The following is a 12,531-nucleotide window of genomic DNA, read 5'->3' on the forward strand; positions in this document are numbered from 1 at the left end:
ACCATGGCGCCTGCCACGACCCGCTGGTTTTTTGCTCTGTACCCGGGCGACCCGGGTGGAAGCATCAGCTTAGAACTTGTAGCGGGCCGACAGCATATAGCGTGGACCGGACTGCTCCACGTACAGCGCCTGGCGTTCGTTGCGGCCGTGCACGCGACGGATCTCGTCGGTCAGGTTGATGCCCTCGAACTGGACGCTGATGTGCTTGCTGACGTTGTACCCGATGCTCAGGTCGAGCTGGCCGTAGGCCTCGACATAGTTCGGGTTCGGGCCCGAGCCGTCGAAGGTCGACGACAGGAACTTGTCGCGCCAGTTGTAGGCCGCACGCACGTTCCACTTGTCGTTCTCGAAGATACCCACCAGGTTGGCCGAGTCGCTCAGGCCGACCAGCGCAAACTGCTCGCCGATGCTCCTGTTGTCGTACTCCAGGCCCGAGTCGACCTTGGTGTAGTTCGCCTGGATGCCGAAGCCGGAGCTGCCGAACATGTGCTGCACGTTCAGCTCGAGGCCGCGCAGGCGCGCCTCCTTCTGGTTCGAATAGGTGGTGATCCTGAAATTGGCGATCGGGTCGTTCGGCTGGCCGACGATGGTGCCGGTGGCGTTGCCCGACGGGTCATCCGCGCCGCGCGTCACGCCTGGCTGGCCGGCGAAGTTGCGGAAGATGTAGTTGCGGATGCAGGTGGTGTCCGCGCTCGCACAGCCATTGGCCAGCGCCGCGTTCCAGTAGGCGCCGCCGATCGGGGTGCGCAGGTTGAAGGGCTGGGCGACGACCTGCGACTGGCCGGCGTAGTTCTCCAGGCTCTTGCGGAAGTGGCCGAGCGAGACGAAGCTCGACTTGTTGTAGTACCACTCCCAGGCCAGGTCGATATTCTTCGACTTAACCGGCAGCAGGCCCGGGTTGCCCTGGCGTCCGGTACCGCCCTCGACACGTGCCAGGGTATCGAGCACTTGGCCGCCGGTCAGCTGGTCATAGCGTGCGCGGCCGATGGTTTCGCCGTAGCTGAAGCGGCCCTTCATGTCCGACCGCAGGTCGATGTCGGCATCGAAGCTCGGCAGCACGTGCTTGTACTTGCCGGTCAAGGTAGTAAAGGCCGGTGCGCCGAAGCTCACCGGGAGTTCGTTCTGCGACACCCAGCTGATCCGGGTCGCGATCGGCACCAGTGCGGTCGAGGTGACGTCGGTCTTCTCGTAGCGCACGCCGAGCGAGGTGTGGATCGGCATTGCCGTATCCCAGTCGGTGTTGAACTGCAGGTACAGGCTCTTCGACTTCTCGCGGGTGCGCTGGTCGGTGTCGTAGGTGGTCTTCGGCCGGTACAACTCGGGAAGGCCCGTCACCCTGGCGGCCTGCTCGCGCAGCCGGGCGAAGTCGAAGGTGTAGAAGGTGTTGAACAGGTTCGGATTCTCGTGGCCGTCGATGTTGTCGAAGTACTGGCGCAGGCTCTCCCGGCGGAAGTAGCTGGCCGGGTAGTCCGACGGCACGGTGGCGCCGCCCCAGGTATCACGCTGCTGCACCGAGAAGGCCGAACGGTTGTTGACGTCGGTATGGCCCAGGCCGAACTTCAGCTCGGACGCTTCCAGCATCTTCCAGCTGCCGTGCGTCTGGACTTGCTTGACTTCGCTCTTCACGTAGCCGTTCTCGAACACCGAGCCGGTGACCTGCTGGGGTGCGCGCTGGAAGTCGGCGCCCTTGATGCTCAGTACCGGAAGATCCTGCGAGAAGTCGACGCTGGTGTCGCCGCGGCTGAAGCTGGCGGTACCCAGGGTGTTGGACGATCCCCATGGGCTGTCCGGCTTCGATTCGGCGGTCGATTTATGCGCGTCGAGCTCGAAACGGACGTCGCTGTTGACGCGCCATGCGGCGTTGAAGCCGAGGGAGTGGTTCTGGGTCTTGGTGGCAAAGTCGGCGCCACCCATCGCGATATCGCTGTTGTTATCCGGGATCAGCTCGGTGTACACCAGCGGTGCGGCCACCGGACCGTCGGTCCAGGTGCTGGTGGACGGGCCGAAGTTGAACCAGGCCGACACGTCCTGGCGGCGGGTCTGGATCTTGTTTTCCGAATAGGTGTAGTCGAGGGTGGTGGTCAGGGCCTTGCTCGGGGCGAACTGCAATACCAGTTGGCCGTTGGTACGCTGGCGCTGGATGCCGCTCATGGCGTAGTTCATGTTCTGCGGCACCTGGTACAGGTCGGTCGGATCCGGGCGGTTGACGATGCCCGGCGTCTGGCCGTTCGGCAGCGGCTGCGGAATGGTGCCCCAGTTGTTCTCGTCGCCGCGGAACGGGCCCTTCCAGCCGTTGCCCACCGAGGCCACGTTGTAGCCCAGGTTGCGTTCCTGGTAGCTGGCCGACAGGCCGATACCGAAGCGGCCGTCGGCCGAGGTATTGCTGTAGATGCCCGACACTTCAGGGGTGACCTTGCCGCCGCGCTTGACGTCTTCCGGCAGGTTGTCGGCCGAGCGGTCATGCACGCCCTTGACGCCGATGCTGGCCTGCAGGCCCGGGCGCGCCAGCGGGCGCGCGGTCAGCACGTTGATGGTGGCGCCGATGCCGCCGGTCGGGGTTTCGGCGCGTGCCGATTTGTAGACCTGCAGTTGCGAGATCGCTTCCGAAGCGATGTTGGCGAAGTCGTAGGCACGGCCCGGGCGGTCGCCCAGGTTCGAGGTCGGCATCTGGCGGCCGTTGAGCAGCACCAGATTGAAGTCCGGGCCGACGCCGCGCACCGTCACTTTCGAGCCTTCGCCGATGCTGCGGTCGATCGACACGCCGCTGATGCGCTGCAGCGATTCGGCCAGGTTGGTATCGGGGAATTTGCCGATGTCTTCGGCGACGATGCCGTCGACGAAGCCCTGCGCATTGCGCTTGAGGGCCATCGACGATTCGAGGCTGGCGCGCAGGCCGGTCACGGTGACGGTCTGGATGCCGGCCGGCGAGGATGGGCTGGTTGCTTCCTGCGCTGCCGCGTCAGTGGCCGTTGCTGCGCCCGGGGTCGAGGCGACTTCCTGGGCATGTGCCGGGATGAATGCCGCGCATGCGCTGGCTACTGCCAGGCTCATCAATGTCTGCTTAGCCTTGGGGTAATACATGGTGCTCTCCTGTTTTTTTTAAAATGACCGTCACCCAATCCAACGGTGTCTCCACTACCTGTGCCGGCTGAATCCAGGCTGCGCGCTGCCGGCGGTCCTGCTGTCGTCCGTGTTGCCGTCCCTGCTTTCGTCCCTATGGCTGGGCACCTCCTCGCCACGCCACCAGGCGCCGCCGGCCCTGATTGCAGGGTGCGTCCGGCCACCAGACGGCACAGCGAGGACATGCGGCCAGTGCCGATGTCCTCGCTGCCGGGTAGCGGGTAAAGCGGTGCGCGGTGCGCTCGTTCATCTGTAATCGCTCAGGCTCGCATCTTGCGATGCTTCGTTGGTCAAGCAATTCTTCAAACCATCCGTCTGGTGCATGGAAACGTTTCCATGTAAGTCGGTTGAATATTAGGGTTAGCAAAAAAAATTGTCAACGGAATATTCCATATAGATATGAGTCGGAATGCGGCTGATTTGCAACACTGGCGGAGGACCATAGGGACAAGGCTGCATGGTCGATGCCGGTTTTCACGACGCCACGCGATTGACACCCAAAAATCGGCGGTGCTATAGTCGGCTTGACATTCTGGTAACGTTTCCAAACAGTGACTGAAAAGGATGGCGATGGAGCAGGGTAGATACGCGGCCGGGGTGGCCGGCAACATGCCGCACGCAGGCCTGCCGAAGGGTGGAAAATGGCTCCGGCGCGCGCTCGCATATGCCCTGCTCGCGGGACTGCATGCCGGCATACCTGCCGCCATGGCCGCGGAAGCCGGTACTGCCTTCGCCTGGCCACACGGGGCAAGGGCCGCCGTCAGCCTTGCTTACGACGATGCCCTCGATTCACAGCTCGACCATGCCCTGCCCGCCCTCGACAAGGTCGGGCTGAAGGGCAGCTTCTACCTGACCCTGTCGAATCCGGCAGTGGCACGGCGCATGGAGGGATGGCGCGCGGCCGCGCGGGCCGGGCACGAACTCGGCAACCACAGCCTGTTCCACCAGTGCGCACGCAGCAAACCCGGGCGCGACTGGGTCGAGCCGCACCGCAACCTCGATACCATCAGCGTGGAGCAGATGCGCGAGCAGGTCTTGCTGGCCAATACCATGCTGGCGGCGATCGACGGGCGCCAGGAGCGCACCTACACGCTGCCCTGCGGCGACACCCTGGCCGGCGGCCGGGACTACCTGCCCACGGTGCGCGCCAGCTTCGTTGCGATCAAGGTCACGGGCGGCAGTGGCGTGATCGATGCGATGCGCACGCTCGATCCGCTCGCGGTGCCAGTGGCGGCGCCAGTCGGCAGCAGCGGCGCGGAGCTGATCGCCATCGTCAAGGAGGCCATGCAGCGCGGGACCATGGTCAACTTCACCTTCCACGGCATCGGCGGCGACTACCTCAGCATCTCCACCCAGGCCCACGAGGAACTGCTGCGCTTCCTCGCCGACAATCGCCAGCTGGTCTGGACCGATACCTTCCTCAACATCATGAAACACGTCAGGCAGCAGCAGGCACGCTCCCCTGCCGGCCCCTGACACGACAAGGAGACCCATGAAACCGATCCGCCTTCTCGCCGCCACCCTGTCCACGCTGCTCGCGCTGGCCGGCGGCGGCTGCGCCACGCCGCCCGCCGCCCTATCGGGCGGCTCCCTCGCGTCCGATGGCGCACCTGCCGGCTGGACGCTGGCATGGAGCGACGAATTCGACGGCACCCAGCTTGACCGCACGAAATGGGTGGCGGAGACCGACGGCCATGGCTGGGGCAACAAGGAACTGCAGCATTACACCGATCGTCCGGAGAACGCCCGGGTGGAGGGCGGCATGCTCGTCATCGAAGCGCGCCAGGAACGCTATGGCGGCAACGATTACACCTCGGCGCGCCTCAAGACCGCCGGCCTGATGGAACAGATGCACGGCCGCTTCGAGGCGCGCATCAAGGTGCCGAAGGGCCAGGGCATCTGGCCGGCCTTCTGGATGCTGGGAGCGGACATCAAGCAGGTAGGCTGGCCGCGCAGCGGCGAGATCGACATCATGGAGATCATCGGCAAGGAGCCGTCGACCGTGTACGGCACCCTGCACGGTCCCGGCTATTCGGGCGACAAGGCCTACGGCAGCCGCTCGAATCTGGCCAACGGCATCTTTGCCGACGATTTCCACGTGTTCGCGGTGGAATGGGAACGCGGCGAGATCCGCTGGTATGTCGACGGCATCCACTACCATACGGCGCGACCAAGCCTGGTCAAGGGCGACTGGGTGTTCGAGCATCCCTTCTTCGTGCTCCTGAACCTGGCCGTCGGCGGTGCCTGGCCCGGCAATCCGGACGGCACGACGGTCCTGCCCCAGCGCATGCTGGTGGATTATGTGCGGGTCTACCGGCGTGCCACGTCCGGGCAGTAAGAAGCTGTCCTGGTAGGAAATGCCTTGCTCACGGTCGCGTTTCGCGAGCGGGGCGGCGCTGTTCGTCCTTGCGTGGAACGCCACGCGGCCTCCTCGCGCCAGCCCGGCTTTTTTACGCTCCAGGCCGCGGATTGCGCAGTTCATCGCAATCGCCTCGGGTGCGGCATGGCAGCGATCTATAGTGCTTCCATCGCCAACCTACCGGAGAACAAGCATGAAAAAACTGTTGAGTGCCGCTGCCGTCGCCGCCACGCTCGCACTGGTCGCCAGCCCCGGCATCGCTGACGATGTCGTGCGTGAAAACCGTAGTGTCGATGCCAAGGTCACCAAGGTGAAACTGGACGGCGTCGTCGACCTCGTCCTGCGTCAGGGCAGCACGCCCTCCCTCGTCGTATCGGGTGACCGCCGTTTCGTGCAGCGCATCACCACCTCCCAGCGCGGTGACACGCTGGAAATCGGTACCGAATCCTTCAACACCCGCCGTGGCGACATGAACGAGAAGCTGCGCGCCGAACTCACCGTGCCCAACCTCGCCGAGTTCACCTCGCAGGGGGTGGGCGCATCGACCGTCACCGGCTTCTCGGGCAATTCCATCCAGGTCGCCCTCGACGGCGCCGGCTCGGTCACCATGAACAGCAATTACCGCAATATCGACGCCCGCCTGGGTGGCGTCGGTGGACTGGCCCTGAATGGCGTGCGTGCCGAGCGCGTTGACCTCAGCCTGCGCGGCGCCGGCCGCATCAGCGTCAACGGCGAGAGCAAACTGCTGCGCGCCAAACTGGCCGGTGTCGGTAGCCTGGAAGCACAGGGCCTGCGTGCCGAATCGGTCGATCTCGACATGACCGGGTTGGGTGGCGCGACTGTTCACGCCACCCGTGCGGCCGAGATCGACCTGAGCGGCATGGGCTCGGCGACCGTCTACGGGAACCCCGCGACCCGCAATGCCAATACCAACGGCATGGGCAAGGTCAGCTGGAAGTAAGGGGCTTCAGCCCTACTGGCGGAGTCGCTCCCGGACCACCATGCTGTTCCGCACTTCTTTCACTCCGGGCACGTCCTGGGCGAGTTGTGCCGCCCGCGCCGCGCTTTCGGGCGACTCGACGAAACCGCTGAGCTGCACCGTTCCCTTGTAGGTCTCGACCTGCACCTCGGTTGCCTTGACTTGCGGATCGGTGGCGAACGCTGTCTTGACCCGGGTGGTGATGGCGGTATCGTCGATGTATTCGCCGGTGCCGCGGTGCGTACCGGAAGGGGCGCAGGCACTGAGGATGGCCAGCACCAGGCCGAGCAGGATCAGATGGATGCGGTAGGAAAGGTTCATTGAGGGCTCCCGAGAGAAGGCAGACCAGCCCATTCTCTCGGGAGCCCTCGGCCGGAGTTTGATGCCGGCCAAACGTGCAGGCGGACCTTTTTCAGTCAGGTTTGTTCAATGCCAGTACCGGCCCCGTGGCATTCCCGGCCGGGTTCGCCGGACGCAAGGCGAACCCGCGCCGGCCGACGTCGCGCCCGAGCACCACGCGCAGGTTGGCAGGGGCGCAGTTGGCCACTTCCTGCAACTGCGCGCTGCCGAAACGGCTGGCCAGGTGTTCGGCCGCCACGCGGTAGGCTGCTTCATATTCGATGCGGGTCTGGCGCACGCCGAAGCCGTTCTGGTTCGACAGGCGCGCCACTTTCAGGCCGCCAGTGCCGACCTGGCCTGCCACCAAGCGTGCCATGCCCGGCACGCCATTCCCATTGCGCACCTCTACCAGCGCGAGGAGCGGACCGGCCCGGCCGGGCGTGGCCGGCGCCGGTTCCGGTAACCGCGCTGGAACCGACGGCTCGGCCGGCATCGGGCCGCGCCGCAGCTCCAGCATGCCATCCGCGCCGGCGTGCAGCTGCACCTGGCCCCAACTATTCTCCTCACGCGCCGGCGCCTGGAGTGCGCGGTCGATCGCCGCGACCTGGGTACGGCTGCCGGCAACGGCATAGTCCGCGCGCAGGTTGTGGGCACGCAAGGCCTCGGCCTGGCTCAGCATCTGCTGCGCGCGCTCTTCCTGTCCCAGCTTGCGCAGGGTTTCGCCCAGCAGTTGCCAGGAACGGTGGTTGAGCGGATCGAGCAGGCAGGCCTTCTCGAGCGAGACCAGGGCGTTGGCGTACTCCCCGGTGAGGAAATAGGCATGGCCGAGGTTGCTGAGCAGGTAGGCCTTGCCGGGACCGGAGGACAAGGTCAGCGAGTCGGTCAATGCGCGCCACAACGTAATCGCGGTAGCGAACTCGCGCTGTTCCGCGTACAGCGTCGCCAATCCGTTGCGCGCGTTGACGTGCTGCGGCGCGGCCTGCAGCGCAGCCTGGTAGGCGGCACGCGCCTCGTCGTAGCGGCGCGCGAGGTGATGGTTGCGGCCGGCGCGGTAGGCGTCGTCGGCAGCCGGTGTCCCGGCGTCCACTTTCACGCGGCCGCCGAGCGGTGCGCAGGCAAGCAGGCTGGCGCCGGCGCACAGCAGCGACAAGCGGGTCAGGAAAGCAGGAATTCGCATGAGAGTTCCTTCAGGTTCAATTCGCGACAGTCAACGATCCCAGCGTGCGTGTGAGCTGGAGGCCGGCGGGACCGAGCAGCACCAACATCAGCGTGGGGAAAATACAAAAGATCAGGGGGAACAGCAGCTTCAGGCCGATCTTGGCGGCACATTCCTCGGCGATCATGCGGCGCTTGTAGCGCAGGTTCTCGGAATGCACGCGCAGGGAGTCGCCCACGCTGGTGCCGAAGCGCTCGGACTGGATCAGCATCGCCACCAACGTGTCCACGTCCTCGACGCCTGAGCGCAGCGCGAAATTGCGCAGCGCCTTTTCCTTGCTGAACCCGGCCCGCATTTCCATCAGGACGATCTGCAGCTCCTGGGCCAGCACGGCGCTCTTGATGTGGATTTCAGCTGCCACCTTCACCATGGCGCGCTCCAGGCCCAGGCCTGCTTCGACGCACACCGTCAACAGGTCGAGCGCATCGGGAATGGTCTCGAAGATCTCGCGACGGCGGCGCTTCACGATCCGATCGAGCACCAGGTTTGGCAGGTAGTAGCCGAACGAAGCCGCCAGCAGCAGCACCGTCAGCACGAGGCCGCTGGTCATCGCGCCGCCATAGAAAAAGACGATTGGCGCCGCCAGCGCCGGCAGCAGCAGGGCCAGTCCGGTCTTCGACGCGAAGTACAGCGTCGGCGCCGACGGGTTGCGCCAGCCGGCATTCATGAACCGGGTGCGCAGGGCGGACTTTTCCCAGCCTTCCTCTGGTATCGAGAGTTTGGTCAGCGGCTTGGCTGCCTTGGCGACGCGCTCGACCCAGCCGCCGCTGCTGTCCAGCTGGCTCTGGGTCGCGCTGCCGAGGAAGCGGCGCAGGCGCTCGCGCAGGGCGAGTGGCGCGAACAGCACCAGGCCGAGCCAGGCCAGGCCGCAGACGACACAGAGGACAACGAGCAGGAATATCAGCTGGGAGGATGTCATGGTCACCTCGAAGGCAGACGTGGATACGGTCTCAGATACGGATACGGATGAGCTGGCGCAGCCAGATGAACCCAATGACGACCATGACCAGGGCGCCCCAGAGCATGCGCACGCCGGTCGGATCGGTCCAGAGCACCTTGATGTACTCCGGGCTCGTCACCAGCATCATGCCCGCCACGCCGAAGGGCAGCAGGCCCAGGATCCATGCCGACATCCGTCCTTCCGCCGACAGCACGCGCACATGCGCCACCAGCTTCAGGCGGGCGCGGATGATCTGGCTGATGTTCCCCAGGATCTCGGCCAGGTTGCCGCCTGATTCGCGCTGGATCAGCACCGCGATGATCAGGTAGCGCAGGTCGGTCAACGGGATGCGGGCAGCCATGCCGTGCAGCGCCTCGTTCATCGGCACGCCGTAGTTGATTTCCTCGCGCGCGATCCGGAACTCGCCGCTGAGCGGCTCCGACAGCTCGTTGCCGACGATCTGCAACACGTTGCTGAAGGAATGGCCAGCGCGCAGCGCCCGTGCAATGAAGTCGGCGGCATCGGGCAGCTGTTGCTCGATGCAGAGCAGACGGCGCTGGCGCGCACGGCGTACCAGGAACCACGGCACACTCAGCCCAAGCGCGGCCAGGAGCATGCGTGCGGGGGCCGGCAGCGGCCACCCGAGCGACACCAGCGTGACGAAGGCCATGCAGCCGAACGACCAGGCCAGGAACTGGCCCACCGATGCCTGGCTGCCGGCCTGCACCAGCAGCGCGTCGATCCGGTGCGTCAACGGGACTCCCTGCAGCACCCGGTCGAGCGTCTCGTTGCGGCTGTGCCTGCGCTGCTTGAGGATCGAGATCCGCTCGCCGCTGCGTCCGGCCGAACCGGACATCAACTGCAGCCGGCGGGCGACGCGGCGGGCTGCCGCGCCGTGCGAGCCCATCCACCACAGGTACGTTGCCTCGATCGCGAGGATCACCGCCGCGAACAGGAACACCACGAAAGCATAGAACACTGCGTCCATGCGCCCTCCTTCAGTCGAATGTCCGGTCGGGGTCGAACGCTTCTTCGGGCACCGGCACGCCGTACATCCTGATGCGGTCGGCGAAGCGCGGGCGCACCCCGGTGGCGCAGAAGCGGCCCCGCACCTTGCCGTCGGCGTCGACGCCGCTCTGCTCGAAATGGAAGATTTCCTGCATCGAGATGACCTCGCCCTCCATGCCGGTAATCTCCTGCACGCTGACGACCTTGCGAGTACCGTCGGTCAGGCGCGACGCCTGCACCACCACCGTCACCGCCGCCACGATCTGCTGCCGGATTGCGCGCGCCGTCAGGTTCACGCCGGCCATGCTGACCATGTTTTCCAGCCGCGACAGCGCGTCGCGCGGCGTATTCGAGTGGATTGTTGCCAGCGAACCTTCATGGCCGGTATTCATCGCCTGCAGCATGTCGAGCGCCTCGGCGCCACGCACCTCGCCCAGGATGATGCGGTCGGGACGCATCCGCAGCGCATTGCGCACCAGGGCGCGCTGGGTCACCTCGCCCTTGCCTTCGATGTTCGGCGGGCGGGTTTCCAGGCGCGCCACGTGCGGCTGGCGCAGCTGCAGCTCGGCCGCGTCCTCGATCGTCACGATGCGCTCGGTGGGCGGGATGAAGCCGGAGATGAGGTTGAGCAGCGTGGTCTTGCCGCTGCCGGTGCCGCCCGAGATCAGGATGTTCACCTTGGCCACGCCGAGCGCCTGCAGCACCTGGATCATCGGCGGCGTCATGCTCTTGTAGTCGAGCAGGTTCTGCACCGTCAGCGGGGCGGTGCCGAAGCGCCGGATCGACAGCAGCGGCCCGTCCACCGCCAGCGGCGGGATGATCGCATTGACACGCGAGCCGTCGGGCAGGCGCGCGTCGACCATCGGGCTCGACTCGTCCACGCGCCTGCCCACGCGCGAGACGATCTTCTCGATGATCTTCATCAGGTGGGCATTGTCGTGGAAGCTGATGTCGGTGAGTTCGAGCTTGCCGCGCCGCTCGACGTAGACCTTGTTGGCCGTGTTGACCAGGATGTCGGAGACGGTGGGGTCGTTCAGCAGCGGCTCGAGCGGGCCGAAGCCGAGCATCTCGTGCTGGATGTCGAGCACCAGGTGATGGCGCTCGTGCTGGTTCAGCACGATGCGCTCTTCCTCGATGATGCGCTGGACCAGCAGCGCCAGTTCGTGCTTGAACTGCTCGGCGGTCAGGCGCTTGAGCCGCTCGAGGTCGATGCGGTCCAGGATCATCTGGTGCATCAGTTTCTTGAGTTCCTGGTAGGCCTGGCTGCCGGTTTCCGGCATGGCCGCTCCGGCCGGGGCGGCGCCGGACTGGCGCTCCTGGCTGGCGCTGGCGAGGCGTTCGCGTAGGGACATGGGTACTCCTTTTCGTCCTTGGTTGCGTTCAGTCTTCGGAATCGCCGCGTCCGAACAGGCGGTCGAACAGACCCTTGCTTTCCTGGACGCGGCGGTCCGTCACCAGTTCGACCATGTCCGCCAGGCTGCGCGCGGCGGCGCTCGAGCGCGACAGTTGCAGCACCGGCACGCCCTGGTTGACCGAATCGGTGACGGCCACGTAATCGTTGGGGAAGGTATGCACCACTTCGCAGCCGAGCGCGCCATGCAGGTCCTGCAGGCGCAGCTTGCCGCCTTTTTCGTAGCGATTGACGATCAGGCGGATGTTATCCAGCATGTAGCCGAGCGAGCGGAAGATGTCGAGCAGCCGGCGTGCATCGCGGATGTCGGGCAGCGCCAGCTGCAGCACCGGGTAGATGGTGTCGGTGACGTCGAGCGCGCGCAGCGACACGGCGTCGATCTGGCGGCCGACGTCGAGCAGCACGTAGTCGTAGTGCTGGCGCGCGACGCGCAGGATGGTGTCGATGTGCTCCGGCTTGGCTTCCCTTGCATGGGCCGGGTCGTCCGCCGCGGCCAGCACGCCGAACCCGGGTGTGACGTGCACCAGGCAGTTTTCCAGGAACTGGCCGTCCACACGGCCGATCTGCGCGCAGACGTCGGACAGGGTCATGGTCGGCTTCTGGTCAGACACATAGAGAGCCGCGTCGCCGAATTGGCTGTGCAGGTCGATCAGCAGGACTTTCTTGGCGGCCAGCGTGGACAGCGCGTAGCCGAAATTGGTCGAGATGAAGGTGGCACCGCTGCCGCCCTTGCAGGCGATGAAGGCAAGGACCTTGCCGTCACGCATATTCGAGACGCCGGCGGCAGCCGAGATGCGGTCCATCGACTCGTGGAAGGCGCGATGCACCAGCGGCAGCTGCAGCACTTCGCGCACGCCGGCGCGCATGGCGCGGATCAGGAGTTCCGGCTGGTGCTGGTCAGTCATCAGCATCAGGTGCGCCTCGGGATACTGGCGACCGAGGCGTTCGAGCAGCGCGGCCTCGGAAGGTTCGGTGTCGGTCGCGTCGACGATGACCAGCTGGGGCGGGTCTGCCTCGGGCCGGTCGAGCGCCTCACGCAGGCTGGAGCGGATCGCTCCGAGGTTCAGCGGCGGCACGCGCGCGGCGCCCTGGGAGGCGATTTCCGCATAGAGCTGGCTGTCGCGGCTGATGAGTAGCGCTTTCATGGCGATCCTTGTTG

General features: G+C 65.7%; 10 protein-coding genes. 3 read left to right on the forward strand and 7 right to left on the reverse strand.

The window, feature by feature from the left end; all coding sequences use genetic code 11:
* Positions 1-69: 69 nt before the first annotated feature.
* Positions 70-3,051 carry a TonB-dependent receptor gene (locus MA09_RS21300; protein WP_229440812.1) on the reverse strand — a complete coding sequence of 994 codons (2,982 nt, stop codon included), beginning with the start codon at positions 3,049-3,051 and terminating at the stop codon, positions 70-72.
* Positions 3,052-3,690: 639 nt separating this feature from the next.
* Between MA09_RS21300 and MA09_RS21305 the strand changes: the two genes are divergently transcribed.
* From MA09_RS21305 to MA09_RS21315, 3 genes are all read left to right on the forward strand, one after another.
* Positions 3,691-4,596 (forward strand): polysaccharide deacetylase family protein, encoded by a 906-nt coding sequence (locus MA09_RS21305; protein ID WP_229440813.1) that lies wholly within the window; start codon positions 3,691-3,693, stop codon positions 4,594-4,596.
* Positions 4,597-4,612: 16 nt separating this feature from the next.
* Positions 4,613-5,458 (forward strand): family 16 glycosylhydrolase, encoded by an 846-nt coding sequence (locus MA09_RS21310; protein ID WP_036252938.1) that lies wholly within the window; start codon positions 4,613-4,615, stop codon positions 5,456-5,458.
* Positions 5,459-5,672: 214 nt separating this feature from the next.
* Complete coding sequence (locus MA09_RS21315) at positions 5,673-6,440, forward strand: GIN domain-containing protein (protein ID WP_036252940.1); 768 nt, start codon at positions 5,673-5,675, stop codon at positions 6,438-6,440.
* Positions 6,441-6,452: 12 nt separating this feature from the next.
* Here the strand turns inward: MA09_RS21315 and MA09_RS21320 are convergent, their stop codons facing one another.
* The 6 genes from MA09_RS21320 to MA09_RS21345 form a co-directional block, all read right to left on the reverse strand.
* Complete coding sequence (locus MA09_RS21320) at positions 6,453-6,779, reverse strand: BON domain-containing protein (RefSeq protein ID WP_036252942.1); 327 nt, start codon at positions 6,777-6,779, stop codon at positions 6,453-6,455.
* Positions 6,780-6,870: 91 nt separating this feature from the next.
* Positions 6,871-7,974 (reverse strand): tetratricopeptide repeat protein, encoded by a 1,104-nt coding sequence (locus tag MA09_RS21325; protein ID WP_036252943.1) that lies wholly within the window; start codon positions 7,972-7,974, stop codon positions 6,871-6,873.
* Between the two features lie 16 nt (positions 7,975-7,990).
* Complete coding sequence (locus MA09_RS21330; RefSeq protein WP_036252944.1) at positions 7,991-8,932, reverse strand: type II secretion system F family protein; 942 nt, start codon at positions 8,930-8,932, stop codon at positions 7,991-7,993.
* A 31-nt stretch (positions 8,933-8,963) separates the two neighbouring features.
* A complete protein-coding gene (locus tag MA09_RS21335; RefSeq protein ID WP_036252945.1) occupies positions 8,964-9,941 on the reverse strand; it encodes a type II secretion system F family protein in 978 nt (325 codons plus the stop codon).
* Positions 9,942-9,951: 10 nt separating this feature from the next.
* A complete protein-coding gene (locus tag MA09_RS21340) occupies positions 9,952-11,313 on the reverse strand; it encodes a CpaF family protein (protein WP_036252948.1) in 1,362 nt (453 codons plus the stop codon).
* Between the two features lie 28 nt (positions 11,314-11,341).
* Positions 11,342-12,517 carry an AAA family ATPase gene (locus MA09_RS21345; protein WP_036252950.1) on the reverse strand — a complete coding sequence of 392 codons (1,176 nt, stop codon included), beginning with the start codon at positions 12,515-12,517 and terminating at the stop codon, positions 11,342-11,344.
* Positions 12,518-12,531 lie beyond the last annotated feature (14 nt).

Origin of the sequence: Massilia sp. BSC265 (genome assembly GCF_000740675.1) — a bacterium.
Classification (GTDB): Bacteria; Pseudomonadota; Gammaproteobacteria; order Burkholderiales; family Burkholderiaceae_D; genus Telluria.

Coding starts and splice junctions, on each gene's coding strand:
- MA09_RS21330 (WP_036252944.1), bottom strand. CDS start 8,932: ATGACATCCTCCCAGCTGATATTCCTGCTCGTTGTCCTCTGTGTCGTC.
- MA09_RS21340 (WP_036252948.1), bottom strand. CDS start 11,313: ATGTCCCTACGCGAACGCCTCGCCAGCGCCAGCCAGGAGCGCCAGTCC.
- MA09_RS21335 (WP_036252945.1), bottom strand. CDS start 9,941: ATGGACGCAGTGTTCTATGCTTTCGTGGTGTTCCTGTTCGCGGCGGTG.
- MA09_RS21345 (WP_036252950.1), bottom strand. CDS start 12,517: ATGAAAGCGCTACTCATCAGCCGCGACAGCCAGCTCTATGCGGAAATC.
- MA09_RS21310 (WP_036252938.1), top strand. CDS start 4,613: ATGAAACCGATCCGCCTTCTCGCCGCCACCCTGTCCACGCTGCTCGCG.
- MA09_RS21300 (WP_229440812.1), bottom strand. CDS start 3,051: ATGAGCCTGGCAGTAGCCAGCGCATGCGCGGCATTCATCCCGGCACAT.
- MA09_RS21305 (WP_229440813.1), top strand. CDS start 3,691: ATGGAGCAGGGTAGATACGCGGCCGGGGTGGCCGGCAACATGCCGCAC.
- MA09_RS21325 (WP_036252943.1), bottom strand. CDS start 7,974: ATGCGAATTCCTGCTTTCCTGACCCGCTTGTCGCTGCTGTGCGCCGGC.
- MA09_RS21320 (WP_036252942.1), bottom strand. CDS start 6,779: ATGAACCTTTCCTACCGCATCCATCTGATCCTGCTCGGCCTGGTGCTG.
- MA09_RS21315 (WP_036252940.1), top strand. CDS start 5,673: ATGAAAAAACTGTTGAGTGCCGCTGCCGTCGCCGCCACGCTCGCACTG.